The sequence below is a fragment of the Aeromicrobium sp. 636 genome (assembly GCF_024433585.1).
Lineage (GTDB): Bacteria > Actinomycetota > Actinomycetes > Propionibacteriales > Nocardioidaceae > Aeromicrobium > Aeromicrobium senzhongii.
This window is the reverse complement of sequence record NZ_WNJU01000001.1, coordinates 694,520-720,754: the sequence shown is the minus strand read 5'-3', so window position 1 is coordinate 720,754 and position 26,235 is coordinate 694,520. Positions and strand designations below refer to the sequence as shown.

Genomic DNA, 26,235 nt, shown 5'->3' with positions numbered 1-26,235 from the left:
TCAGCGCGCTGCCGGCTGACGGGCGGCGAGTCGTTCCGCGATCCCACTGGATCGGGCGACTCGCCGCCCGATCGCCGTTCTGATGTCGTCGGTCGTGCCGATCACCGTCACGGCGTCGACGGCACGCGTGATCGCGGTGTAGAGCAGCTCGCGGGTCATGGCCCGTGAGTCGGCGTCGGGCAGCAGCACGGTGACTTGGGCGAACTCGCTGCCCTGGCTGCGATGGATCGTCATCGCGTAGCCGGTCTGGACGTCGGGCAGACGCGACGTGGCGAACTCGCGCACGGGCTCGCCGTCGACGGCCACCACCAGCTGGCCCTCGCGCTCGACGACCACCCCGGCATCGCCGTTGAACACACCCAGCCCGGCGTCGTTGCGGGTCACCAGGACGGGCCGTCCGGGGTACCAGTCGCCGTAGCCGACGTCGTGACGCAGGCCGGACGTGACGCGCTCGTTCCAGGTCGCGGCTCCGTACGGTCCGTCACGGTGGGCGCACAGCAGACGGTGCTCGCCGAGCCGTCGCAGCGCGGTGTCCGCGTCGTCGCGGCGTCCGGCGGCGACGAGGTCGCGGGCGATCGGCAGGAGGGTCGACTCCACGAGTGACACGCCCTGGTCGGGCTGCACGAGTCGGATCGCCGGGTCGCCGGCGGTGAGCAGCTCGACTGCGGTATCGGCGTCACCGTCGCGGACCGCCGCTGCGAGGCGGCCGATCCCCGCCCCGAACCGATGACTGCGGGTGAGCCGGACGACGTGCTCGTCGGACCACCCGGCGACGACGTCGTGCAGAACAGCCCCGGCCTCGACCGAGGCCAGCTGGTCGGCGTCGCCGACCAGGATGAGCCGGGTGTCGGGCCGGAGCGCCTCGAGCAGCCGGGCGACGTGCTCGAGGGAGGCCATCGAGGTCTCGTCGACCACGACCACGTCGTGCGGCAGGCGGCGCAGGCGGTCGTGCCGGAAGCGCGTGTGGTTGTCGGGCCGCCAGCCGAGCAGCCGGTGCATGGTCGAGGACGGGAGGGCGGTCAGCCATGTCCGCTCGTCGTCGGTCAGGGCCAGCCGGCTCGCGGTGGCCGCGACGGCCTCGCGCATGCGGGCGGCGGCCTTGCCCGTCGGTGCCGTCAGGGCCACCCGCAGCGAGCGTCCGTGCATGGCCAGCGACTGCGCCTGCAGGATCGCCAGGACGCCGGCGACCGTCGTGGTCTTGCCCGTGCCGGGGCCGCCGGTCAGCACGATCGTGCCGACCCGGGCGGCGCGCTCGGCCGCGGCGCGCTGGTCGGCGTGCTCGGCGTCGGGGAAGAGCCGGTCCAGGTCCTCGGTGAGGCGATCCTCGTCGAGCGGGGGCGCCGAGAGAGTCGCCCGTGCAGTGAGGTCGTCGCAGAGCGCCACCTCCAGTCGCCGGTAGCGATCCAGATAGAGCAACCCGTGCTCGACGACGAGCACCCGGCCCAGGGCGCTGCCCTCGACGGCGCGCAACCAGGCGTCCGGTTCGGGCCAGGTCAGGCCGGGGACCTCGGGATCGTGGCGCGGGTCGAAGCAGGTCGACCCGTGCCGGACGGCCCGGACCGCGAACGCCAGCGCGAGCAGGGGCAGGTCCGCCGACTCGCCGGTGATCCGGCCCAGTCGCGCCGTCACCAGTGCGTCACCGGGGGTGAGGACCTCGGCGGCGACGAAGTCGTCGATCCTGGCGTGCGTCGTCATCGGTTCGCTCCGGTTCCGTCGAGCAGCTCGGACAGGGCGACGACGAGGGCGGCCGGCGGGCGCCACGAGAAGACGCCGTACGGCACGTCCGCCTGGCGCGGCGCATCCGGCCCGGCCATGCCGCGCAGGTACAGGTACAGCACGCCTCCCAGATGCCGCTGCGGGTCGTAGGCGCGCACCCGCCACCGCAGGAAGCGGTGCAGGACCACGGAGTAGAGCAGGGCCTGCAGCGGGTAGGTGCCGGCGTTCATCGCCTCGGCCAGCGCGTCGGGGCGGTAGCCGGCGATCGTCAGTGGCACGTCGGTGGGACCCAGCCAGTTGGTCTTGTGGTCGACCACCAGGAACCCTCCGGTGGGCAGCCGCAGCACCAGGTCGATCGATCCGGTCAGGTAGCCCCGCAGCGACTGGTCGGCCAACCCCGGGGACCTCAGGCGTGCTGCGAACGGGCGCAGGGGGTCGTCGATCGGCAGGTGGGACTCCAACACGTCGGCGAGATCGCCCAACCGTGCCAGCCCGGCCACCGGGTGGTCGCCGCCGCCCATCGGGATCTCGAAATCGAGCTCCTTCAGCTGGCGCTCGCTCAGCAGGGAGAGCAGGTCGAGGTCTCCAGCGAGCGGACCCAGGGGCGTGGTGAGGATGGCCTCGAACGCGCGCACGGCGGTGGCGACGTCCATCTCGACCGGCCACAGGTCGAGCTGCTCGCGGACCCGCGCCTCGATCTCGGCGGGCAGGTCCTCGGCGGTGACGTCGACCTCCTCGAGGACGGCGTGGACGAGACTGCCGAAGGTGGCGCCCTTCGGCAGCTCGGCCATGGGGGAGGGACGCGTGTCCGCCGCGTCCGTCACGACCGCCGGGAGCGACTCGTCCTCGTCCGTCGTGCCCTCGGCCTCGGGCTCACTGCCGACGTGGGGCGCGTCCTGCTCGGCGCGGATGAGACCCGAGTACGACGTGCGGCGCCACGCGGTGTCGAGCTCGCGGTCGAACGGACGCACCGCGAGGTCGCCGGGGCTCTCGGTGAGCGGCACGTCGGCGACGGCGCGGGGGACCACGCGCTCGAGCGAGGGTCCGCCACGGTCCTGCCAGCCCCGCAGCACCGAGAGCGCAGTGGCGTCGTCGGGGACGGGAGCCACCTCGGGAACGTCCGGTCGTGCGGGGTCGGGGCGGAACAGCAACCGGTGCAGGCCGGAGTTGCGGGCGTCGCGGGTCGGGGCCCACCACGCGACGAGTTGGGACTTCGCCCTCGTCATCGCGACGTAGGCCAACCGCAACACCTCACCGGCGTCCTCGGCCTGGGCGGCGCGCGAGTGCTCGCCGAAGGCAGGGTGCCCCGAGCCGCCGACGTCGAGGAACCGCTGTCCCGAGGCGTCGTGGAAGCGAGGTCGCTCCTCGCGGTCGGGACGCCAGCGGTTGAACAGGAAGGGCAGGTAGACGATCGGGAACTCCAGGCCCTTGCTGGCGTGGATGGTCAGCACCTGGACCGCCTTGGCGTCGCTGTCGAGCCGGCGGGTGAGCTCGGCGGAGTCGCCGCTCTCGCTGCGCTGGCGGCGCAGCCACTGCACGAGCCCGGACAGTCCGAGGTGCTCGCGCAGGGCGACCTCGTGCAGCAGGTGCGCGACGTGACGCAGGTCGGTCATCCGCCGGTAGCCGTCGGGTCGGGCGAGGATGCGGGCGGCGAACGCCTCGTCGGTGAGGGACTCGACCACGGCGGCCACTCCGTGGGCGGCGAGCAGGTCGGCGAGGTCGCGGACGCGCGTGGCGATCCGGTCGGTGAGCTCGTCCCCGCCGACGACGAGGGTCGTGGGGTCCTGGCCGAGCAGGTCCGTGAGGCCGGCCGCCCGGACGAGGCCGGAGCGTTGTGGCGACTCCATGGCCTCGAGCAGGGTGAGCCAGTCGTCGGCGGCGCTGCTGCGCAGGACGTTGCTGCCACCGCCGAGGACCGCCGGGATGCGATGGCGCGCGAAGGTGCGCCGGACCAGGTCGGCCTCGACACCGGTGGCGACCAGCACGGCGATGTCGCCCGCCGCGACGGGGCGGACTCCGGCGGCGCCGCTGTCGAAGGTGGCGCCGGAGCCGATCACCTCGGCGACGTCGACCGCCAGGTCGTCGGCGATCGTGCTGCGTGCCGCCGCGACGGCGAGCTCGCGGTGAGGCTCATCGGCCCCGTCGCGGTCCATCACCCGGAGCCGGAATGCCGCCGGTCGGGGCAGGTCGCGCAGTCGGCTCCGGGCGTGCTGGGCCCGGACGGGGCGCACGGCGATGTCGGGGTGGCCGAGCTGGGCGCCGGCGAACGTCGCGCCGAGCGCGTCGACCAAGGGGGCGTCGCTGCGCCAGTTGACCGGCAGAGTCCGTCGCTCGGTGGCGGTGGCCGCGGCCCGCAGGTAGGTGTGGACGTCGCCACCGCGGAAGGCGTAGATCGCCTGCTTCGGATCGCCGATCAGCACGAGCGTGGCGACGCCCCCGAAGGCGCGGTCGAGGACGTTCCACTGGACCGGGTCGGTGTCCTGGAACTCGTCGACCAGCACGACGCGCCAGCGGTCGCGCATCAGCGCACGGGCGGGGGAGTCGGGTTCCTCGAGCACGGACTCGAGCCGGCGGAGGAGGTCGTCGTAGTCCAGCAGCCCCAGTTCGCGCTTGCGCTGGTCGAGGCGGCGCCGCACGACCTCGGCGAACCGGACCCGGACGCCCGCGGAGGAGTCGGGGTCGGCGTCGACGGGCACGAGTGCGGCGTGGGGGTCGGCCACGACCGCGTGGGCCAGGGCCCGGGCCTGGCCGTGCGACAGGACCGGGTCGTCCTCGCGGGCGTACTTGGCGACGTAGAGGTCGTCGACGATCTGGTCGACCAGCTCGGTCAGGTCGTCGGTGAGCTCAGCCGAGCCGTCGGAGTCGCCGGCGGTGCCCAAGCTGCGCAGGACCGTCTGGCAGAACTGGTGCGTGGTGGCGATGGTGGCGCCGTCGAAGTCGGCCAGCGCGGCGCGCACCCGCGCTCGGCGGGCGGCGACCTCGGCGTCGGGCACGGCGGTCAGCAGCCGCAGCAGCGGGTCGGCGCCGTCACGGTGCGTGGCGGGCTCGGCCAGGGCCGCCTCGGCGGCGACGAGCTGGTCCCGGACACGCTCGCGCATCTCGCGACTGGCGGCGCGGCCGAACGTGATGACGAGCAGCTCGGGCAGGGTGACGACGCCCTCGGCGACGTAGCGGGTGACGAGCGCACCGATCGTCCAGGTCTTGCCGGTGCCGGCACTGGCCTCGAGCAGGGCCGTGCCCGACGGCAGCGGGTCGGTGATGTCGAACGACTGCAGGTCCGGGTCGGTCACAGGGCCGCCTCGCGTTGGTGATCGAGGGCGCCGTCCCACAGCCGCGGCGCCAGCGTCGTGAAGCCGTCGTCGACCAGTGCCGAGAACGGGGCCTGGGCGCCCCAGACCCGGACGATCTCGTCGGCGTCGCGGTCGGGCGGGGGACCGAACGCCTTGGCGTCGCGCTGCCACTCGCGGGTTGCGATCCGCGCGGCGGCCTCGGGCCCCCGGGAGCGCAGTTGGGTCGTGTAGGTCAGGGCCAGCTCGACCGGCAACGGCAGGGGCCGCAGCAGGCCCGCGTCACGCAGGTCGACCAGGTCGGCCAGCAGCCCGAGGGCCGCATCGGGGTCGGACGGCAGACCCGTGACGATCTGGGCCGAGCCTCGCCCCACCTTGCCCGCGGTGTGGGCGACCCAGTGGACGTCGGGACGCTGAACGGCCAGGGCGAGCAGCCGGACCCAGTCACGCAGCCGGTGGCGGCCGTGGACGGTGGAGTAGGAGACGGTGACGAGCCGGTCGTCGTGAACCCCTTCGACGGTGCCCAGCAGGCGCCGGCCGTCGGGCAGGGCCACGTCGATGTCGACGGTGGTGGCGTCGCCGGACCTGAGCGCGGCGGTGCCGGCGACGAGGGTCGCGACCCTGGTGCCGACGGTGGCGCCGACGGCCGTGCCGAGGCGTCCGGGCGGAAGCATCCCGGCGCGCCACACCGCGGACCACGCGTCGTCCGCGCCGACTCCGCGCACGGCGTCGTCGAGCAGCCGCTGGCCGATGTGCCACTGCTGGAGACCGTCGAGCGTGATCGGCAGGTCCTCGTCGAGCAGGTCGTCGTCACCGGTCAGGGAGACGTCGAGTCGCTGGCGCCAGAACGACCGGATCGGGTTCTGGACGAACGCCACCAGGTCGCTCAGCACCAGGTCTTCGCGCGGGGGCGCCGGCAGGGGAGCGGGCAGGAACGGGCCGGGCTCCCGGCGCGGCCCGAGACTGGCGCGGGCGCCGGCGAGTGCCGCCGGGTCGAAGCTGAAGGGACGGTCGTCGGGGACGACGGCGCCGGGCAGCAGGTTGCGCGGGTCGAACGGCTGGAGCGGGTGGTGGGTGACGACGTCGACCCCGTCACCGGCGGTGCGCCGGACCTGGTCGAGCAACTCGCCCAACGGGACGGCGGGAGGGCGCGGCTGGCCGCGGTGCTCGTCGGCGCCGGTGTACGTGACGACGAGTGTCTCGGTGGCCGACATGACGGCGTCGAGCAGCAGCTGCCGGTCCTCGGCCCGGGCGTCCCGCTCGCCGGTGAGGGGCCGACGGGCGAGGACGTCGTCGCCGTCGGTGTGGGTCGCGCGCGGGAAGGTGCCGTCGTCGAGACCGACCAGGCACACCACCCGGTGCGGGACCGAGCGCATGGGGACCATCGTGCACACCGTGAGGCTGCCGGTGCGGAAGTTGGCCCGGGACGGACGTCCGGCCCAGCGGTCTCGGACCATCGAGAGGACCTCGCCGGGGCGCAGCACCGTGGCGTCGTCGTCGAGCCGCTCGAGCTCGCGGTCGACCTGCTGGCGCTGCCAGGCCAGCGAGTGCGGGACGTCGGCCACGTCGGTGAGCAGGGCGTCGATGCGACGCGCCCACTGCACCATCGTGGCGTCGCGGCCGAAGGCGTCGACCGCCCGCTCGAGGGCGTCGACGAAGGTGACGAGGCGGCCGACCAGGTCGACGTCGCCGCTGGGCACGTCGTCGAGCGGCAGGACCTCGGCCACGGGCCGGGCGGGGTCCTCGGTGGCCGCCACGCCGCAGACGAGTCGATCCAGGCCCGCGCGCCAGGTGTTCTGCTCCAGCGGCAGTCCGAAGCGACGCCGGTGCTCGGCGTCGAAGCCCCACCGCACCCCGCTGGTCTCGACCCACTGGGTGATCCGCTCGATGGCGGCGTCGTCGAGATCGAACTTCTGCCGGACGGGGGCCGTGGCCAGCAGGTCGAGGACCTCGGCGTTCGTGGCACGCCCGCGCCGGGCGAGCTCGAGCACCGCGACCGTCAGCGCCAGCAGAGGATTGGTGCGCGACGCCGCACGGTCGGCGAGCATCACCTGCAGGCGGTGGCCGGGGTGGTGGCGCCCCCGGTCGATGCTCTCGGCCTGTCCGAAGGCGGCATGGAACAGCGGTGCGTACGCCTCGATGTCGGGCACCATCACGAGGATGTCGCGCGGCTCGAGGGTGGGGTCGTCCTGGAGCAGGCCGACGATCACGTCGCGCAGGACGTCGACCTGCCGGGCGCGGCCGTGGCAGGCGTGGACCTGGATCGTGCGGTCGGCTGCGGCCGGTGGCGTCGACCCGGCGCCGGCGCGGTCGGCGGCCACGTCGGACTGCACCCGCCCCAGCAGGGTGTCGGGCCGCGGGACGGCGATCGGGGGATGCACCTGCAGATCGGGGGCCACGGCGGCGATCGAGCGCTGCAGTTCGCGGACGTCACGGCCGAGGGCGGCCAGGAGCGGGTTGCCGAGCAGCTCGGCCGAGGTGTCCTGCTCGCGGGGGACGATCGCGTCGACCGCGGTGAGGCGGTCCCAGGCCGTGGGCGAGGGATGGGGGAGCCACAGGTGGACGTCGCGGTGCCCGGCCAGGGCCGCCAGCACCTGCAACTCGCCCAGCGGCAGCCGGTTGTGACCGAACAGGCTGACCCGCGGCGGCAGGTCGACGGCCTCGGGCGAACGCCGGAGTGCGGCGGCGGTCGAGGCGATGCGCTCGTCCGGGGACGGGGCATCGATCAGGGCGCGGACGCGCCGCCAGACCTCGGCCTGCCAACGGACGTCGGCCGGCAGGACCTCGCCGGTGCCGTCCTCGTCGCGACCGTCGGTCCAGGCGGCGGTCATGGCCGGACGCTGACGGGCGTACGCGTGGAGCCGCCCGGCCAGGTGACGGGCCACCCCGAGCCGGCGGTCGCGACGCAGCGCGCGCTCGGGACCCTCGTGGTGCTGACCCAGGTGGCGCGCGACCGTGTCGAGCCACGGCTCGGCCAGGCCGGTCTCGAGCACCTCGAGCACCCGCCAGGTGAGCGCGTCGGGGCGCCACGGGTCCTGGTCGTCCTCGCCCAGCAGCTCGGCCACGATCGACTGCGGGCGCGCGAACCGGATCCCGGCGGTCACGCCGTCGCCCCCGTGCGCCGAGGCGCCGAGACGATGGCTGAGCCGCTGGGACAGCCAGCGCTCGGTGCCCAGCGCCGCGACCACCACCAGCTCGGTGGCGAACGGGTCGTCCGACGGCTCGGCCAGCAGGCCGGCCAGGGCGTCGGCGAGCACGTCGGTGCGCTCGGCGCGGTGCAGGTGGAAGGTCATGTCGGGCCCAAGTCTGCCGTGTGGGTCCGACATCGGGACCCGCGGCGGGAAACAACTGCACCGGACCTGCGTCATGGACGGGTGAGACCTACGTCTCATGAGCATGAGTCGACGGAACGTGCGCAGCGTGGACCCGCTGTCGCGCCCTCGGTTGAGGGTCGTGCAGGGTGAGGCCCCCGAGCCCACCGAGGCGCCGCCCGAGCGCTCCGACGCGACCGACGTCCTCGCCGGGACCCTCATCGACGCGTTCGGTGACCGGGTGCTGTTCCTGTTCCACCGACGTCTGGCCGGACAGACCGGCGACCTGCCGATCATCGCGGTGACCGCGGCCGGCGTCCACCTGGTCGAGCCCCGTTCGTACCCGGGCAAGAAGGTCCGGGCGTCCCGGGACGGCAGCACCTTCGTGATCGGCGGCGTCCGGCACACCCGGATCGCCGAGCAGATGCAGCAGCACGCCGAGGCGCTGCAGGCCACGGTCTCGACCGGTCCGATCGCGGACGCGACCGTCCACACGAGCTACTGCTTCGTCGACGGTGATCTTCCCCTGCGTCCGTTGGAGGTCGGCGGCGTGCGCGTCCTCTCGGTCCGATCGACCCTGCGGCGGCTGCGCGCCGGGGGGTCCCTCGACGAGCGACAGGTCGAGGCGCTGCACCGCGACCTGTCGCGTCGGTTGGTGCGTTCCTGACGCACGACGAGAACGACGATGGGACGGCCTCTCGGGGCCGCCCCATCGTCGTCTCACCCACGCGTCAGGTCAGTGGCTGATCGCCCGGCCCTCGGCGCCGGCGCCGGTGAGCGAGCGGACCTCCATCTCCGCCGCCTTGTTCTCGAGGTGCTCCTTGCTGCTGAGCGTGCCCAGGATTCCCAGCAGGAACGACGCCGGGATCGAGACCAGGCCCGGGTTCGCCAGCGGGAACCACGACCAGTCGTGGTCGGGGAACATCGCCGTCTCGGAACCGGACACCGCCGGGCTGAAGACGATCAGACCCACGGTGATGATCAGGCCGCCGTAGATGCTCCACAGGCAGCCGCGGGTGTTGAACCGCTTCCAGAACAGCGAGTACAGGATCGTCGGCAGGTTGGCCGAGGCCGCCACCGCGAACGCGAGCGCCACGAGGAACGCGATGTTCTGGCCGTTGGCGGCGATGCCGCCGACGATCGCGACGGCACCGATCACCAGGGCCGCGATGCGGGCCACCTTGACCTCACGGCCGTCGGGCGCCTTCCCGCGATGGATCACGTTCGTGTAGATGTCGTGCGCGAACGAGGCCGATGCGGTGATGGTGAGTCCGGCGACGACCGCCAGGATCGTCGCGAACGCCACCGCCGACACGACGCCCAACAGCAGGGTGCCGCCGAGCTCGTACGCCAGCAACGGAGCTGCCGAGTTGGCCGCACCCGGCGCCGCCGCGATCCGCTCCGGTCCGACCAGTGCCGCGGCACCGTAGCCCAGCGTCAGCGTGAACAGGTAGAACAGGCCGATCAGCCAGATCGCCCAGACCACGGACTTGCGGGCCTCCTTGGCCGTGGGCACCGTGTAGAACCGCATCAGGATGTGTGGCAGGCCGGCGGTGCCCAGCACCAGTGCCACCGACAGCGAGATGAAGTCGATCTTGGTCACGCCGTCGAGGCCGTACTTCTTGCCCGGCTCCAGGGCGGCCCCGGCTGCGGCACCGTCGCCGAGCAGGTCCGAGAAGTTCATCCCGTACTGCGCCAGGACCCACACGGTCATGAGCAGCGCGGCACCGATCAGCAGGATCGCCTTGATGATCTGGACGTACGTGGTGCCCTTCATGCCGCCCACGAGGACGTAGACGATCATGAGCGCGCCGACCCCCGCGATGACCAGGGCCTGACCGAACTCGTCGTTGATGTTGAGCAGCAGCGCCACGAGGCCACCGGCGCCGGCCATCTGGGCCAGCAGGTAGAAGAAGCTCACCACGAGCGTCGACACGGCGGCGGCCGTGCGCACCGGGCGCTCCTGCATCCGGAAGCTGAGCACGTCGGCCATCGTGAACCGGCCGGTGTTGCGCAGCAGTTCGGCGACCAGCAGCAGGGCGATGACCCAGGCCACGAGGAAGCCGATGCTGTAGAGGAATCCGTCGTAGCCGGTCAGGGCGATCGCGCCGGCGATGCCCAGGAAGGACGCCGCCGACAGGTAGTCGCCGGAGATGGCGATGCCGTTCTGGCGCCCGGTGAAGGACGACCCGGCGGTGTACATCTGGTCGGTGCTCTTGTTCGTCCGGCTGGCGCGGATCACGAAGACCAGCGTCAGGACGACGAACCCCGCGAAGATCGAGATGTTCAGCGCGGTGTTGCCGATCTGCTCGGACTCGGCGGCCAGCGGCAGTGCGGTCGCGATCATGCGAGGCCCTCGGCTTCCATCTCTTCACGGATCTTCGACGAGCGGGGGTCCAGCTCGCGATCGGCATACCGCACGTAGGCCATCGTCACCGCGAAGGTGGCGACGAACTGCAGCAGGCCGAAGATCAGCCCGACGTTGACGTTCCCGATGACAGGACGGCTCATGAAGTCCACCGCGTAGGTCGACATCAGGACATAGACGAAGTAGAAGGCCAGGCCGGCGAGCGTGGCCGGGATGACCCAGCTGCGGTACTTGTGGCGCAGCTCTTGGAACTCAGGTGACGCCAGGACGCGCAGGTACGCGGCCTCGCGCCCCGTCGGCGCCGGGGACGCCGGATCGGATTCGGTCGGATGGCTCACAGCAACACCTCCACGGTGGCGGGCGGATTCGTGACGGCCATCACAGTGATGGGCGTCACATCGCACGGTAGAGCCAGCGATTCCGCGAGGTCAGGGGCCGCCGCGCGGGATGCGACGAACGACCGTTTTCTGCGACGAACGGTCGCCCGCGGGGGCGGCGGGCACGCCGGGTGGGCCCGGTGCGCGTGCTCAGAGGTGCGAGATCCGGGCCCGGAGCTCGGTTTCGAGGTCGTCGACGACACCGGGTCCGAGCCGGGCGACGTGGTGGCCGGCGTGCATCAGGTAGCGGGCGTGGACCCGAAGGGCCGCCGGCATCGGCGGGAGGTCGCGCGCGGCCTCGCCGAGGGCGCCGGCGGCGTCGGCGCCCATGTGATCGGCGGTGATGGTTCCGTCGCGAGCGTCGACGATCCCGATCCCGGCTCCGGCCTGCGCGGCGCTGCGGAGCAGTTGCACGACGTGCGGGAGGTCGGTGGGGGAGGAGTCGACCGCCAGCAGGGGCAGCAGTCGCGCCGTCAACAGGTCGGCGATCTCGTGGGCCCGGGGGGTGAACGCGGCGTCCGTCCCGAGTCGGTGGATCGTGCTGGCGCCGAAGCCGTGGCGGGCCGCGGGATCGGCCGGCGGCCAAGTGGCGCCGTCGAGCGTGGGCAGGGCGAGGGCGACGCTGCGCTCGCGCGCCCGGGGTCGTGTGAGCCAGTTCACACCTGCAGCGTACGCTGTGGCGCAAAAGTGACACATGAAAGAAATGTGACGCAGATAGCGTCATGTGGCGGTGTGGGGACCGTCTCACCCGCACAACAGCCCGGACTCGGACGGCGCACGAAGGGAGGACGGTGCAGTGAAGGTCGAACGCATCTGGTGGCGTGACATCGGTCCGGAGGACTTCTTCGCGATGGAGCGGTCTGGTCGGACCCTGCGTGGCCGCACGGCCGTCGAGATCGCCCAGGTCCCGGCCCTGCTGGAGTTCATCGGCGTCGATCGGAATCTGCCGCACGACAAGTGGCAGGACGCGCGCATCGTCCCGCGGGTCATCGGCGCCCCCGAGGTCGAGGCGGCCCTGGTCTTCCGGCCCGCCCGCCGCCACCACGTGTACGAGCTGCACTCCCAGAACCGCCACGACGAGCGCCACGAGCGTCACCCGGCCTGGCTGCCCGGTCACGGCTGGCCGGACCTGCGGACGCCGCAGTCCGTCGACGACGCCAAGACGATCCTGGCCGACATCGGTGGGCTCCACGTCTACGTCGCCCGCACCCAGTCCGGTGCGTACTTCGCCGGGTCCACGACCGGCACCGAGCTGCCGGAGGGATGGCCCTCCTCCTGCGAGCCGCTGTTCACCGGCGTCGACTCCGGCGTGATCACGGTCGGCAGCGGCTCCCTGCAGAACCTGACGCCGCTGGCCCGCAAGATCCTCGAGGCCTTCCGCGACCGCAAGAGCGTCCTGGTCTACGGCCCTCCGGCCACCGGCAAGACGCACGCGGTCGCCCAGGTCCGCCAGATCCTCGACGAGGCGTGGACCGCCGGCGAGGCCATCGACATCGACCCGCAGCGGGCCGACCTTCCCTTCACCTCGGGCTTCGAGTCCTCGCCGATCGCGCCGCCGGTCATCACCGACTGGGTCACGTTCCACCAGGAGTACGGCTACGAGGACTTCATCGTCGGCCTGCGGCCCACGGGCGAGGGCATCCGGCTCGCGCCGTTCGCCGGCCGGCTGCTGGACCTGGCGATCCGGCTGGACCGTCAGGGCAAGGGCTCGTCGCTGCTCGTGATCGACGAGATCAACCGCGGCAACGTGCCCAAGATCCTGGGCGACTTCATGACCTACATGGACGACTCGTACCGGGTCGCCCCCGACGGCGACACCCGCTCGGCCATCCCGGTCAACCTGCCCAAGGTGCAGCGCAGTCCCACCGGTGACCCGGTCACCGAGCCGATCTGGTTGATCTCGGGCGACTCCTACATGCTGCCGCAGCCGTGGTTCTTCCCTCACGACCTGCACATCCTGGCCACGATGAACTCGGTCGACCGCGCCGTGGCGCCGCTCGACTCCGCCATCGGGCGACGCTTCGAGCGCATCGACGCGTACGCCGACCTGGACTTCCTGGCCCAGCACCTGGGGGTCAGCCTCGAGGTGGCGACGTCGCCCGACGTCGACGCCGAGCACTGGACGCCGCAGGCGGCGGCCGTGGCGTTGCTGGCGTACCTCAACGACGAGATCACCGAGCGACTCGGCCAGGACTACGAGCTGGGACACCTGTACTTCTGGAAGATCGCGACGTGGGCCGACCTCAAGCGCGTCTGGGACCACGACGTGTGGCCGCAGATCCGCGATCGTTTCGGCGCTCGTCCCGACCAGCTGGCCGACCTGCTGCGAGTGAACTCGCGCCATGCCCCGGCGGACTACCCGTTCCGCACGCGCACCCTCACCGGACGCGCGCTGGCCGTCGACCCGCTGATGGGCCGGTCCGACGAGGACGCCGCGATCACCTTCGACTTCCTGGTGCGCGGATGACGCCCGGGTACACCCTCATCGAGGGCGGCCCCGCCCAGCCGTTCACGGGCACCGCGTCCGACCTGGCCGAGCTGCGTCTGCGGTCGACCGAGCTGGCCACCCGGCTGGGACTGGCGGAGGAGCCGTTCGTCATCGATGAGGACGCCGGCACGATCCAGGTCCGCGGCCTGACCGGCTACCTGGCGCTGGGCGACTCGACGCTCGAGATCATGCCGCACTTCCTGCGCCACGATCCGGGCTGGCGGGTCTCGCTGCTGACGATGCTCACGACGATCCACCACCTCGAGTGGATCCCGCAGGTCGACCGCGGCACGCGCCACGCGGGCCTGGCCGACCTGCTGGGGATGATCGTCGCCGGCGCCATGTCCCGGGCCTCCTCGGAGGGCATGCCGCGCACCTACGTCGAGCGGCGTGCGGTCACCTCCTCGATCCGTGGACAGGTCGATGCCGCGAAGATGTGGCGCCGCGTCGTCGACCCCTACAGCGTCGACTGCCGGTTCTCGGAGTTCGTCGCCGACGGGCCGGTCACCTCGGCCCTGAAGTGGGCCTGTCGCGAGCTGGCCGGTGCGGTGCAGCAACCGTGGCTGGAGTCCGAGCTGATGAACTACGCCGAGCTCTTCCCGGAGGCCTCGCCGGAGCTGCCGCCGCCCGGGATCATGGACGGCCTGCAGCTGACGCCGCAGTTCGGTTTCCTCGCCGACGCGCTCGACATCGCCCGAGTGGTGGCGATGGGTCCGCACAACGGTGTCAGCGGCCGGCCCGACGGCCCGACCCGCGCCTTCGTGTGGAGCACGTCGAAGGTCTTCGGCGACTTCGTGCAGGTGCTGGCCGAGCGGGCCGCCCGCGAGGCCGGGTTCACGGCCTACCGCGGCACCCGCGCCCGGCGCCTCAACGACGTCGCCTCGGCCGCCGCCGCGGTGGACACGGTCGTGGAGTCCACCAGCGAGCTCGTGGCGATGTCGGTGTGCCCGCAGGACCACACCGAGGACCTGGTCGACGAGCTGGTCGGCCCGTTGATCGCCGCCGGCCGTGGCCTGAGCGCCTCGGACATCGCGATCGTCTTCCCGGCGACCATGGGACTGCGTCCCGGCACGCAGATGAGGATCCGCGAGCCCGGTGGGCCCTCGCTGCTGCACCTGCTGACGGTCGATCCGTCGGGTCTGGGCGAGACCGGCGGGATGAACCGCGTCGTGCGCGAGTTCGAGCTCGACCTGACCCAGGTGCTGACGATCGCTCAGCGCCGCCCGGCAGGATCGCGGCGCATCGGCGGCACCGGGGCCTGAGCCCCGGCGCCGGTCAGTGGCGCAGCTGGACCAGGACCTCGAGCTCGGAGTCGGTCAGCTCGGTCAGCGCGGTCTCGCCGGCGTTGACGACCGCGTCGGCCAGGGCACGCTTGGAGCTGATCAGCTCGGCGATCGACTCCTCGATCGTGCCCTCGGCGACCAGGCGGTGGACCTGCACGTTGCGGGTCTGCCCGATGCGGTGGGCACGGTCGGTGGCCTGGTCCTCGACGGCCGGGTTCCACCAGCGGTCGTAGTGCACGACGTGGTCGGCCCGGGTCAGGTTGAGGCCGGTGCCGGCCGCCTTGAGGGACAGCACGAACACGTCCGTCTCGCCGTCCTGGAACGCGCGCACCATCTTCTCGCGCCGCGCGACGGGGGTGCCGCCGTGCAGGAAGTCGTGGCGGACCTTGCGCTCGCCGAGTCGCCGCGCCAGCAGCCGGCCCATCTGGGCGTACTGCGTGAAGACCAGGGCCGCCCCGTCCTCGTCGATGATCTCCTCGACCAGCGAGTCGAAGGTCTCGAGCTTGCCGGAGCGGCCGGCCAGGCGCGCCTCGGGCTCGTGCAGGAACTGCGCGGGGTGGTTGCAGATCTGCTTCAGCTGGGTGAGCAGCTTCACCACGAGACCGCGCCGGCGGATGCCGCTGGAGTCGGCGATCTCGGACATGGTGCGCTGCACGACCGCCTCGTAGAGCCCGACCTGCTCGCGGCTCAGCGGGACCCGGTGGTCGGTCTCGATCTTCGGCGGCAGCTCGGGTGCGATGCCCGGGTCGGACTTGCGCCGGCGCAGCACGAACGGGCGGATCAGCTGCGACAGCCCGGCGGCGCGCTCGGCGTCGTGGTCGCGTTCGATCTGGCGTGACCACTCGCGACGGAACTGCTCACGGGTGCCGAGCAGACCGGGGGTCGTCCAGTCCAACAGCGCCCACAGCTCGCCGAGGTGGTTCTCGACGGGGGTGCCGGTCAGCGCCATCCGTGCGTCGGAATCGATCCGGCGCAGAGCCTGGGCGGCGCCGCTCCCGGGGTTCTTCACGTGCTGCGCCTCGTCGGCCACCACGAGGTTCCAGCGGTGCGCGGCCAGCTCCTCGACGCTCGAGCGCATCGTCGCGTAGGTGGTGACGACGAAACCCGACTTCGCGTCGGACAGGCTGCGCCGGGGGCCGTGGTAGCGGGACACGGGCACGCCCGGTGCGAAGCGGGTGATCTCGCGCTCCCACGTGGCCAGCACCGACGCCGGGCACACGACGAGCGTCGGCTCGGGGGAGTCCAGGTGCAGGTGCAACGCGATCAGCATGAGGGTCTTGCCCAGGCCCATGTCGTCGGCCAGGATCCCGCCGAGGCCGAGGTCGACCAGCTGGCTCATCCAGCGCAGTCCCCGCAGCTGGTACTCGCGCAGCTGGCCGTCCAGGGCCCCGGGCTGCGCCGCGGGGGTGATGTCGGAGTCCTGCTCGGCCAGCCGTCGCCGAACGTCCTCGAGCCACCCCACGGTGTCGACCTCGGTCTCGTACCCGTCGATCTCGAGGCTGCCGGTGATCGCGGCACGCAGCGCCTCCGACGGGTCCAGGGTGCGGCCGTGGCCGGCCAGGACGCGCTCGACCTGCTGCTGGTCGACCATGACCCACCGGTCGCGCAGGTGGAGCATGCCCGACTGCGACGCGGCCAGCTGCTCGACCTCGGCCCGGCTCAGGTGCTCGCCGCCGACCGAGACGCTCCAGTCGAAGCGGAAGAGCTGGTCGGCCGTGAACGCCCGAGGGCGGTCGTGCTCGCGGTCCAGCGGCGACTCGTCGGTGTCGATGCGGCTGATCACGCCGGTGGCGCGGACGTCGTGCCGCAGGCCTTCGGGCCACTCGATCTCGATGCGGTTGGCGAGCGCCGACACGAGCGGGCGGCCCTGGCCCAGCAGGCCGAGCTCCTCGGGGGTCACCCGGGCGCGGCCCTCGTCCGCGAGCCGCTCGGCGGGCGGCCAGGCGGCGGCGAGCCGTTCGAGCATCGCGCGCAGCGCAGGCTTGGCGGCGGGGCCGAGGTGGTGGTCGTCGCGGGTCAGCACGGTCGGCGCCGGGACGGACGCGCGGTTCATCGCCTGGGGGCGGACGTGCACCTCGACGTCGGCCATCGCGTCAGCGTCGCCACTGAGGGTCACGACGAGCCGGTACGAGAAGCTCGTCGGGCGCTCGATGGTGGGCCGGGGCTGCTCGGTCTCGCGGCGTCGCTGCGGTGTCGTCGCGACCGCGGGAGCCGCGGCGACCAGGGCGGCGAGGAACGCGCGGATGGCGGTCTGGCCCTCGGCCTCGGTGGGCCCGACCGCACGGGCGGAGTTCAGCATCTGCTGCAGCTGCGACGGGTCCGGGGAGGCCAGCGTCCCGGTGGCCATGAGGCGCAGGGCGATGATCGCCGGCGTCGCCCAGGCGCGGGCACTGGCATCGGCCGAGAGGGCGCGGATGCCTCCGCTCAGCGGCCCGACCGCCTCGTTCGCGGTGGCCTCGAGGGGCCCACGGGGCGTGTCGAAGACGAACCGTGAACGGCTGGGGTCGTCCGGGTCGGACACGAATCGGACCGGGTGCCGCAGCGCGATCTGCAGCTCGGTCGGGGTCGGCATCCCTCCATTGTCACGCACGCCGGCAAATGCTCGTCGTCTGGTATAGTTGAATCGTCAACTACAAGGAGACGACATGAACCCCCGCCCGGAGACCGTACCCACCCATCGGCTGTCCGACTTGACCAACCGGCTGGTGCCGAGTCCGCGGATGCCGGTCCTGTTCGTCGGTCACGGCAACCCCATGAACGCCCTTGCGGACAACACGTTCACGCGCGAATGGCAGCGGGTCGGCGCCGGCCTGCCGGACGCCCAGGCGATCGTCGTCATCAGCGCCCACTGGCTCACGCCCGGGGGCACCCACATCACGGACGCGCCGCGCAACCCCGTCATCCACGACTTCGGCGGCTTCCCCGACGAGCTCTACCGGGTGCAGTACGAGTCCCACGGCGACGAGCGCGTCGCCCGGCTGCTGGCCCAGCACCTGGTCGAGTACGAGGCGCGCCTCGACAGCCAGTGGGGACTGGACCACGGCACCTGGAGCGTCCTGAAGTTCCTCGCCCCGGCCCCGCAGGTGCCCGTCCTGCAGATCAGCATCGACTACTCGATGCCCCTGCCGAAGCTGTACGAGCTGTTCTCGCGGCTGCGGGACCTGCGCCGGCGCGGTGTCGTCTTCATCGGCAGCGGCAACATCGTTCATGCCCTGAACCGCGTGCGGTGGGGCGGCGGTCCGGCCTGGGACTGGGCGATCGAGTTCGACTCCCAGACCGCCGACGCGATCTCCACCGGCGACGTCACCCGGCTGCTGGACCCGTACCGATCGTGGTCCGCTGCGCGCGTCGCCGTGCCGACGGACGACCACTACCGCCCGATGGTCGCCTCGCTCGGCCTGTTGGAGCCCGACGAGGAGGTCGGGTTCTTCAACACCGAGATCGACATGGGGTCGGTCGGCATGCGGTCGTTCATCACGGCTGCGTGATCCCGAGCCCCTCGAGCACCGCTGCCGTGAAGCCGTCGATCGTCAGGTCGTCGGGGCCGGCGGGCTTCGGGCCCAGCCGCACGGCGACGGTGTCCGCCGACGGCACGACGGCGACCAGCTGGTTCCCCCAGCCGAGCGCCCAGAACGCGTCCGCGGGAGCGGCCGGAGCCAGGCGGCCGCGGTACGGCTCACGGTCCTGGTCGAACCCCGCGGCGCGCCGCACCTCCTGCACGCGACCCGACGCGTTGGTCCACCACAGCAGTCCGTAGGCGGCGTTGAGCTCCGAGCTCGGGGTGGTCAGCTCGGCCACCGCCGCCGCGGGCAGTACCTGCCGGCCCTCGAAGCGACCTTGGTCGCGCATCATGACGCCCAGGCGCGCCAGATCGGCGCACGACGAGACGATCCCGGCGTAGGTCGTGATGGTGCCGGCCCGGTCGCGCGACCACGACGTGTCGGTCAGCCCCAGCGGGGCGAACAGCCGGTCGTCGGCATAGTCCTCGAGGTCACCGACGGCCGAGGTCAGGACGGCCGAGAGCACCTGGCTGGCCAGGTTGTCGTACTGCCATGCGGTGCCGGGCGCGTCCTGTTGTCCCGTCGCGAGCGCCGCCGCGGTCTGGTCGGCCGACCGGATCATGGCGGCGTCCAGCGCCTCGGTCCACGCTCGTCCCGACGTCATCGACATGAGGTGGCGGATCGTGACGTCCCCGGACTCCGCGGGCCACCGCGGCACGTGACGGGACACCGGGTCGTCGAGGCTCAGCGCGTTCTCGGAGGCCGCGATGGCCAGCAGCACGCCGACGACCGACTTGGTGATCGAGTAGACCCGGCGCGTGGCGTGACGCGACCCGGCCGGATGCTCGTGCACGACCTCGTCGCCGCGCAGCACGACGGTGCACGTCGATCCGCTGGCGTCGACCAGGCGGTCGAGCGCCGTGAAGTCGGGCGGGGGAGTCGTCGTGGTCGCGGGCGACCGCGACGGGGTCGGCAGGCTGGCGTCGGACATGGCGGACCTTCCGGCGGGCGGGGAGGACGTGCAGGCGGCGAGCAACAGCCCGGCGACCAGGAGGCAGGCTGTCGCGCGTGCGCTCACATGCGCCCGGTGTCGAGGTACCGCTGGTGCCACGACAGGGCCTCGGAGAGCAGGTGCGGCGTGTGCCGGGCATCGGGGCGAGCGGCGACGGCTCGCTCGAGGTAGTCGCGCAACTGCGGCCGGAAGCGCGGGTGGGCGCAGTGCGCGATGATCCGCTCCGCCCGCTCGCGTGGCGAGAGGCCACGCAGGTCGGCCAGGCCGTGCTCGGTGACGATCACGTGCACGTCGTGCTCGGTGTGGTCGACGTGGCTGACCATCGGCACGATCGTCGAGATCGCACCGTCCTTGGCGGTCGACGGGGTCAGGAAGAAGTTCAGGTAGGCGTTGCGGGCGAAGTCACCGCTGCCGCCGATGCCGTTCATCACGGAACTGCCCATGACGTGCGTCGAGTTCACGTTGCCGTAGATGTCGGCCTCGATCATGCCGTTCATGGCGATGATGCCCAGGCGGCGGATGATCTCGGGGTGGTTCGAGATCTCCTCGCTGCGCATGAGGATCCGGCCCTTGTACCCGTCGATCCCCGCCCGGAAATGCTCCATGCCCTCGCGCGAGAGACCGAACGAGGCCGTCGACGCGGCACGGAGCGTGCCCGAGTCCAGCAGCGTCAGCATGCTGTCCTGGAGGACCTCGGTGTACGCCACCAGGCTCGTGAACTCGCTGCCGTCCAGGCCCTGCAGGACCGCGTTGGCCACGTTGCCGACGCCGGACTGCAGCGGCAGCAGCTCCGGGGGCATGCGGCCGGCACCGACCTCGCCGCGCAGGAAGTCCAGGGTGTGCCCGGCGATCGCGCGGGACACGTCGTCGGGTGCCGAGAACGCCGCACCGGCATCGGGCGCTGCGGTCTCGACCACGGCGATCACCTTCGCGGGGTCGACCTTCAGATAGGGCTCGCCGATACGCTGCATGGGCTCGGTGAGCGCCAGCGGGCGCCGGTGCGGAGGCAGGGCCGTCCCGCCGTAGATGTCGTGGAAGCCCTCGAACTCGCGCGGCTGCCAGTGGTTGACCTCGAGGATCACCTTGTCGGCCTGGTCCAGCCAGGTCTTGTTGTTGCCGACCGAGCTGCTGGGGACCAGGAGCCCGTCGGGCAGGATCGCCGTCACCTCGATGACGGCGACGTCGAGCGGACCGTAGAAGCCGAACCACATCTGCTGGGCCGAGTGGCTCAGGTGGGCGTCGACGTAGTCGACCTCGCCGGCGTTGATCTGGCGGCGCAGGGTCGGGTCGGAGTTGTACGGCAGCCGCGTGGAGATGGCGTGCGCCTCGGCCAGGACGCCGTCGGCCTGTGGAGCGGTGGAGGCACCGGTCCACAGGCCGATCCGGAAGTCTTCGCCGGCGTCGTGTGCGGCCCGGGCTCGTGCCGCGAGCGCCGCGGGCACGACCTTGGGATAGCCGGCCCCGGTGAAGCCACTCATCCCGACGTTGTCACCGGGACGGATGAATTCGACGGCGTCCTCGGCGCTCATGATGCGCGAAGAGGCCACAGGGCATGACACACGACTCATGTGTCGCAGTCTCTCAGTTCTGCGAGGCCTCTGGCACGTCGGGCACGCCCTCGGGGGACTGCGCCTCCTGCTCAGCGATCTCGCGGCGGATCTTGTCCATGTCGAGCTGGCGGACCTGGCCGATGATCTCGTCGAGTGCCTCCGCCGGCAGCGCGCCGGGCTGGGCGTACAGCAGGACGCCGTCACGGAACGCCATCAGCGTGGGGATGGACGTGATCTGGACCGCGGCGGAGAGCTCCTGCTCGGCCTCGGTGTCGATCTTGGCGAAGGTGATGTCGGGGTGCCGCTCGCTGGCGGCTTCGTAGACGGGCGCGAACTGCATGCACGGTCCGCACCAGCCGGCCCACCAGTCCACCAACGTGATGCCGTCTCCGGTCACGGTGTCCTGGAAGGTGTCGGCAGTCAGGTTGATCGTGGTCATGATGGCCTTTCCTCGGGTACCTCATGGTCAACGTTCACGTCCACTGTGACATTCCGGTGGTTGCGGCATGATCGGTCCATGGACCGCAGATCCGTCATCACCGCCGGGGCCGCCCTCGGGGCGATGTGGCTCGCGGGCTGTCGGGGCGGCGAGGAGTCGGCCCGCCCCCGTGGTTCCACCGGCGCCCCGCCCCCGTCGCCACCCTCGAGCGCCGCGACCCCCGAGCCGATCGATCCCCGGCTGGACGGCACCGTGGCCACGGGCCTGAACGTGCCCTGGGCGATCGTCTTCCTGGCCGACGGCACCGCCCTGGTCACCCAGCGCGACGACGCGTCGATCGTGCGGGTCGCGCCGGACGGCCGGGTGACACCGGTCGGTGACGTTCCCGGGGTCGCGCCCGGGGGAGAGGGCGGGCTGCAGGGACTCGCCGTCGCACCCGGCGACGAGTCCGCCCTGTTCGCCTACCTCACCGGGCCGGACGACAACCGCGTCGTTCGGCTGGACTTCGACGGTGAGCGCATCGGCCGGGCCGAGCCGATCCTGACCGGGATGGCGAAGGCGTTCAACCACCAGGGCGGTGCGTTGACCTTCGATCGTCAGGGGCACCTGTTCGTGGCGGTCGGTGACGCGGCCCGGGCCGAGACGGCCCAGGATCGTGACTCGCTCAACGGCAAGATCCTGCGGATCGACCAGGAGGGTCGGGCGGTCGACGGCAACCCCTTCGGCAACCGGGTCTGGTCCCTCGGGCACCGCAACGTCGAGGGTCTGGCCTGGGACGGCTCCGGGCGGCTGTGGGCCAGCGAGTTCGGCGACCAGCGCACCGACGAGCTCAATCGCATCGTCAAGGGCGGCAACTACGGCTGGCCGCAGGTGGAGGGCGACGGCGGCGACGACCGGTTCGTCCGGCCGGCCGCCACGTGGTCGACGCAGGAGGCGTCACCGGCCGGCCTGGCGATCAGCGGCGACCGGGCGTTCCTCGCGGCCCTGCGCGGCGAGCGGTTGTGGCAGGTCCCGTTGGACGGCGCGCAGGCCGGCAGGCCGCGGGCGTTCCTGACCGGGGAGCTGGGCCGGCTGCGTTCGGTGGCGGTGGCTCCCGACGGCTCCCTGTGGGTGGGGACGTCGAACACCGACGGCCGTGGGCAGGTGCGCCGCGGCGACGACCGCATCGTCCGCGTCGCCATCTCGGCGTGAAAGATCTCTGGTCATTTCAGCGCTTTGTGGTTATCGTCGACAGCGGGGGATGACTCGGAGCACCGACGTCATGGGGAATGCAGCGCCTCTGGGTTTACGTGCCCACGTCACGCTCGGATCGTCTCCCGCCGCCCCTCGTGTCCGCTTCGGAACGCGAGGTGCACCGGCGGTTCGCCGCCCTGTGAGTCCGGCTCCCTCCCGGCACTGACAGCAAGAACCCCACCACCTCGCGGTGGTGGGGTTCTTGGCGTCCTGCGGGTCTCAGAGCGGCCGGATGTTGGCAGCCTGGAGGCCCTTCTGTCCCTGCTCGACGTCGAACTCGACCTTCTGGTCCTCGTTCAGCGAGCGGTAACCGTTGGTCTGGATCGCGCTGTAGTGCGCGAACACGTCCTCGCCGCCGTCATCGGGGGCGATGAAGCCGAAGCCCTTGTCGGCGTTGAACCACTTGACGGTACCGGTGGCCATGGTCGTTCTCCTCTTCGATCCTTCTGGCGATGGTCGAACGCGCTCTTCACGCTCGACGGTCGCGACGCACATCCAACTGCGAGAGGAACCACGCCCCGATAGGGAACTGCATCCCTTTGCTGTCCAACGTCGTGCAACTGCGACCACCCTACGACAACCGGACCGAGCCGGGGAGTCCCCAATTGCCACCTGTTCGAGTGAATCTCAGGTGAATCCGGCACGTCCGTTGCGCGCCACAAGGGACTACGTCGGTATAGTCAGTTAGAACCACTCCCGAAAGAGAGTGGGGTCACCGGTTTTCCGGGGGCCGTGCGGGGGGCGTGCATCCGGGGGGACGGCACGTCCCCCGCTCCTTTTGCGCCGCGCGCCACGGCTCAGCCGAGGTCGTAGTCGATCGTCAGCGGCGCGTGGTCGGACCACCGCTCGCCCCAGCTCGGGGCGCGGTCCACGGTGGCGACCCGGGCCGCAGCCGCCAGTTCGGGCGTGGCGAGCTGGTAGTCGATCCGCCAGCCGGTGTCGTTGTCGAACGCCTGGCCGCGCATGGACCACCACGTGTACGGGCCCTCGACCGGGCCGGCCAGGTGGCGGTGCACGTCGTACCAGCCCAGGTCACCGAAGAACTGGTCGAAGTAGGCGCGCTCCTCGGGCAGGAACCCGGCCTTCTTGAGGTTGCCCTTCCAGTTGCGGATGTCCAGCTCGGTGTGGCCGACGTTGAGATCGCCGGTGACGAGGGCGTGCCCGTCCATGGCGCCCAGCTCGGCCATGCGCTTGGTCATCTGGTCCAGGAAGCGGTACTTCTCCTCCTGGCGCGGCGTGCCGGCCTCGCCGGAGTGGACGTACACGCTGACCACCGTGAGGACCGAGCCGTCGGGCAGGGTCAGGTCGGCCTCGATCCAGCGCCCCGAGTCGTCGAAGAACGCGTCACCGTTGCCGACCCGGTGAGTGGTCGGCTCGAGGCGGCTGAGCACGGCCACGCCGGAGCGGCCCTTCGCGGCGGCCTCGGTGTGGACCACGTGGTAGCCCGTGCCCTCGAGGATCTCGTGCACGATCGCGTCGGGAGCGCGGACCTCCTGCAACGTGATGATGTCGGCGTCGCGGCTCTCGAGCCACTCCTTCATCCCCTTGCGCCATGCGGCGCGGATGCCATTGACGTTGACGGTCGCGATCCTGAGCACCTGACGAGGATAGTCGTCGGCCCCGACGCTCCCGGCCGCCGGTGAGGTCAGGGCGAGAAGGGCGGACGCTCGTCGAGGCGGATCGACTGGCGACCCGCCCACCGCCACGCCCGCGCGGTGAGGTCGCGGTCCTCGTCGGTGACGAGGTTGCCCATGACCCGCAGCGCGATCGTCATCAGCCGGTGCGAGCGCATCCCGACCGGGCCGGCCGTCGGCAACAGGTGCGGCACGGTGAGCAGGCCCGCCAGCCGCCGCGCGAGGGAGAACGCGGGGCCGTAGTGGGCGGTCAGCATCGCCGGCCAGGCCTCGGCGGGGGAGTCGCCGGTGGCCAGCAGCTCCGCGCCGATGCGCCCGGTCTCGAGGCCGTAGTCGATGCCCTCGCCGTTGAGCGGATTGACGCAGCCGGCGGCGTCGCCGATGACGATCCAGTTCGGGCCCGAGACGCCCGACACCGCACCGCCCATCGGCAGCAGGGCCGAGGTCGGCATCCGCAGGTCGGCGCCGAGGTCCCAGTCCTCGCGCCGCAGCGTGGCGTAGTACTCCATGAGCGGACGGATCTGGACCTTCGCGGGCCGCTTCGCCGTGGCCAGCGCCCCGACGCCGAGGTTCACCCGCCCGTCGCCGAGCGGGAAGATCCAGCCGTAGCCCGGCAGCAGCTCGCCGTCCTCGCCGCGCAGCTCCAGGTGCGAGGAGATCCACGGGTCGTCGCTGCGGCCGGACTTGACGTAGCTGCGGCCGGCGACGCCGTAGGCGGTGTCGCGGTGCCACTCACGGCCGAGCACCCGGCCCAGCGGCGACCGCACGCCGTCGGCGACGACGAGGCGTCGGCACCCGATCGTGTGGCGTCCCTCGGCGGTCTCGACGACGACGCCCGTGACCGCGCCGCGGGCGTCGCGCTCGACGTCGACCGCCTTCGCCCCGTCGACGCCGATCGCGCCCGCGGCCAGGGCACGCTCGCGGATGCGGGCGTCCAGCTCGGTGCGGGGGACGGCGGAGCCGTGATCGGGCAGCGAGCCGCCGGGCCAGGGCAGCAGCAGCTCCTGGCCGAAGCCGGCCGCGCGCAGACCGCGGTTCAGCGTGTGCCCACGGACCCAGTCCCCGAGGTCGAGCCGGTCGAGCTCGGCGATGGCGCGCGGGGTCAGGCCGTCGCCGCAGGTCTTGTCACGCGGGAAGGTGGCCGCGTCCACCAGCACGGTGTCCATGCCGAGGTGGGCGGTCCAGGCGGCGGCGGACGAGCCGGCGGGCCCCGCGCCGACGACGAGGACGTCGGTGGTGGACGGCAGGATCATGAGTCGATTCTCGCACCGGGGGCACAACGCCCGGACACGGGAGGTGGGAAGATGACCGGCATGTCCACCGCGCCGTCACCGAACCACGATGCCGTGCGCTTCGCCGCCCGCGGGTCCAGCCATTTCGACCTGCTGCTGGCGATGTTCTGCGTCGTGATCGTGATCTCGAACGTCGTGGCCACCAAGGCCGTCGAGGTCGGCTCGGGACAGGTCCTGCTCGGTCCCGTCCAACTGTGGCCGCTCGTGCTCGACGGGGGAGTCGTGCTCTTCCCGCTGGCGTACGTGCTCGGCGACGTGATCGCCGAGGTCTACGGCCTGCGTGCCGCCCGGCGGGCGATCCTGGCCGGGTTCGCCGCAGCCGTGCTGGCCGCCGGGACGTTCTTCGTCGTCGAGCTGCTGCCCGCGGCGTCCTGGTACGAGAACGAGGCCGCCTACTCGGCAGTGCTGGGCCCTGTCTCGCAGATCGTGCTGGCCAGCGTCGCCGGCTATCTCGCGGGCCAGTTCCTCAACTCGTGGGTCCTGGTGCGGATGAAGCAGCGGTCGGCCGAGCGCCGGCTGGTGGCGCGTTTGGTCGGCTCGACCGGCGTGGGCGAGGTGGCCGACACGCTGATCTTCTGCGCGATCGCGGCCTCGGCCATCGGCGTCACCACGTTCGGCGCGTTCCTGAACTACTTCGTGATGGGCGTGCTGCTCAAGGTCGGCGTCGAGCTGGCGCTCATGCCGCTGACCGTGCGCGTCATCGCGTGGCTCAAGCGGCGCGAGCCCAGCTACTACGCCGACTGAG

General features: G+C 72.0%; 19 protein-coding genes. 6 read left to right on the top strand and 13 right to left on the bottom strand.

Translation table 11 applies throughout. The annotated features are described in order from the left end of the window. From recD to recC, 3 genes are read right to left on the bottom strand one after another with little or no spacing between them, the layout of a single operon-like run. Positions 1–1,695: an exodeoxyribonuclease V subunit alpha gene (gene recD / locus GL325_RS03510; RefSeq protein WP_187768618.1), complete on the bottom strand. Its 1,695-nt coding sequence runs from the start codon at positions 1,693–1,695 to the stop codon at positions 1–3. Then, positions 1,692–5,006 carry a UvrD-helicase domain-containing protein gene (locus tag GL325_RS03505; RefSeq protein WP_255955486.1) on the bottom strand — a complete coding sequence of 1,105 codons (3,315 nt, stop codon included), beginning with the start codon at positions 5,004–5,006 and terminating at the stop codon, positions 1,692–1,694. Before GL325_RS03505 ends, recD begins: the two co-directional genes overlap by 4 nt. Then, a complete protein-coding gene (recC, locus tag GL325_RS03500; RefSeq protein WP_187768617.1) occupies positions 5,003–8,296 on the bottom strand; it encodes an exodeoxyribonuclease V subunit gamma in 3,294 nt (1,097 codons plus the stop codon). The genes GL325_RS03505 and recC overlap by 4 nt, the downstream gene beginning before the upstream one ends. Before the next feature lie 103 nt (positions 8,297–8,399). On the opposite strand from recC, the gene GL325_RS03495 reads away from it, so the two are divergent. Then, positions 8,400–8,981, top strand: a complete 582-nt coding sequence (locus GL325_RS03495; protein ID WP_187768616.1) for a hypothetical protein — start codon at positions 8,400–8,402, stop codon at positions 8,979–8,981. A gap of 69 nt (positions 8,982–9,050) precedes the next feature. Here the strand turns inward: GL325_RS03495 and GL325_RS03490 are convergent, their stop codons facing one another. The 3 genes from GL325_RS03490 to GL325_RS03480 form a co-directional block, all read right to left on the bottom strand. Then, positions 9,051–10,661, bottom strand: coding sequence for a cation acetate symporter (locus GL325_RS03490; RefSeq protein WP_154595222.1), 1,611 nt, complete (start codon positions 10,659–10,661; stop codon positions 9,051–9,053). After that, positions 10,658–11,020, bottom strand: coding sequence for a DUF485 domain-containing protein (locus GL325_RS03485; RefSeq protein ID WP_187411863.1), 363 nt, complete (start codon positions 11,018–11,020; stop codon positions 10,658–10,660). The genes GL325_RS03490 and GL325_RS03485 overlap by 4 nt, the downstream gene beginning before the upstream one ends. Before the next feature lie 189 nt (positions 11,021–11,209). Then, positions 11,210–11,719: a hypothetical protein gene (locus tag GL325_RS03480; protein ID WP_187768615.1), complete on the bottom strand. Its 510-nt coding sequence runs from the start codon at positions 11,717–11,719 to the stop codon at positions 11,210–11,212. Between the two features lie 136 nt (positions 11,720–11,855). Here GL325_RS03480 and GL325_RS03475 point away from each other — a divergent pair, with 136 nt between their 5' ends. Beyond that, positions 11,856–13,526, top strand: coding sequence for an AAA family ATPase (locus GL325_RS03475; RefSeq protein WP_187768614.1), 1,671 nt, complete (start codon positions 11,856–11,858; stop codon positions 13,524–13,526). Next, positions 13,523–14,809, top strand: coding sequence for a hypothetical protein (locus tag GL325_RS03470; protein ID WP_154595219.1), 1,287 nt, complete (start codon positions 13,523–13,525; stop codon positions 14,807–14,809). Before GL325_RS03475 ends, GL325_RS03470 begins: the two co-directional genes overlap by 4 nt. Before the next feature lie 13 nt (positions 14,810–14,822). On the opposite strand, the gene GL325_RS03465 is transcribed toward GL325_RS03470, so the two are convergent. Further along, positions 14,823–17,402, bottom strand: coding sequence for a DEAD/DEAH box helicase (locus tag GL325_RS03465; protein WP_154595218.1), 2,580 nt, complete (start codon positions 17,400–17,402; stop codon positions 14,823–14,825). Between the two features lie 73 nt (positions 17,403–17,475). Between GL325_RS03465 and GL325_RS03460 the strand changes: the two genes are divergently transcribed. Beyond that, positions 17,476–18,318, top strand: coding sequence for a dioxygenase (locus GL325_RS03460; RefSeq protein ID WP_154595217.1), 843 nt, complete (start codon positions 17,476–17,478; stop codon positions 18,316–18,318). Here GL325_RS03460 and GL325_RS03455 read toward each other — a convergent pair. The 3 genes from GL325_RS03455 to GL325_RS03445 all read right to left on the bottom strand — a co-directional run bounded on the left by GL325_RS03455 (position 18,305) and on the right by GL325_RS03445 (position 21,331). Next, positions 18,305–19,321 (bottom strand): serine hydrolase, encoded by a 1,017-nt coding sequence (locus GL325_RS03455; protein ID WP_187768613.1) that lies wholly within the window; start codon positions 19,319–19,321, stop codon positions 18,305–18,307. The genes GL325_RS03460 and GL325_RS03455 overlap by 14 nt on opposite strands. An 83-nt stretch (positions 19,322–19,404) precedes the next feature. Continuing rightward, on the bottom strand, positions 19,405–20,910 hold the full coding sequence (locus GL325_RS03450) for an acetyl-CoA hydrolase/transferase family protein (protein WP_187768612.1): 1,506 nt from the start codon (positions 20,908–20,910) through the stop codon (positions 19,405–19,407). A 13-nt stretch (positions 20,911–20,923) separates the two neighbouring features. Beyond that, the gene (locus GL325_RS03445) at positions 20,924–21,331 is read right to left on the bottom strand and encodes a co-chaperone YbbN (RefSeq protein WP_154595214.1); all 408 of its coding nucleotides are present in this window, start codon (positions 21,329–21,331) and stop codon (positions 20,924–20,926) included. A gap of 78 nt (positions 21,332–21,409) precedes the next feature. Between GL325_RS03445 and GL325_RS03440 the strand changes: the two genes are divergently transcribed. Beyond that, positions 21,410–22,522, top strand: coding sequence for a sorbosone dehydrogenase family protein (locus GL325_RS03440; protein ID WP_223110955.1), 1,113 nt, complete (start codon positions 21,410–21,412; stop codon positions 22,520–22,522). 261 nt (positions 22,523–22,783) lie between these two features. Here GL325_RS03440 and GL325_RS03435 read toward each other — a convergent pair whose 3' ends face one another. From GL325_RS03435 to GL325_RS03425, 3 genes are all read right to left on the bottom strand, one after another. Further along, positions 22,784–22,987 (bottom strand): cold-shock protein, encoded by a 204-nt coding sequence (locus GL325_RS03435; protein ID WP_154595213.1) that lies wholly within the window; start codon positions 22,985–22,987, stop codon positions 22,784–22,786. Positions 22,988–23,361: 374 nt separating this feature from the next. Continuing rightward, positions 23,362–24,162: an exodeoxyribonuclease III gene (locus GL325_RS03430; protein ID WP_187768611.1), complete on the bottom strand. Its 801-nt coding sequence runs from the start codon at positions 24,160–24,162 to the stop codon at positions 23,362–23,364. Positions 24,163–24,209: 47 nt separating this feature from the next. Next, positions 24,210–25,451 (bottom strand): geranylgeranyl reductase family protein, encoded by a 1,242-nt coding sequence (locus GL325_RS03425; protein WP_154595212.1) that lies wholly within the window; start codon positions 25,449–25,451, stop codon positions 24,210–24,212. Positions 25,452–25,502: 51 nt separating this feature from the next. On the opposite strand from GL325_RS03425, the gene GL325_RS03420 reads away from it, so the two are divergent. Then, on the top strand, positions 25,503–26,234 hold the full coding sequence (locus GL325_RS03420; protein ID WP_187768610.1) for a queuosine precursor transporter: 732 nt from the start codon (positions 25,503–25,505) through the stop codon (positions 26,232–26,234). The last annotated feature ends 1 nt before the right edge of the window (position 26,235 follow it).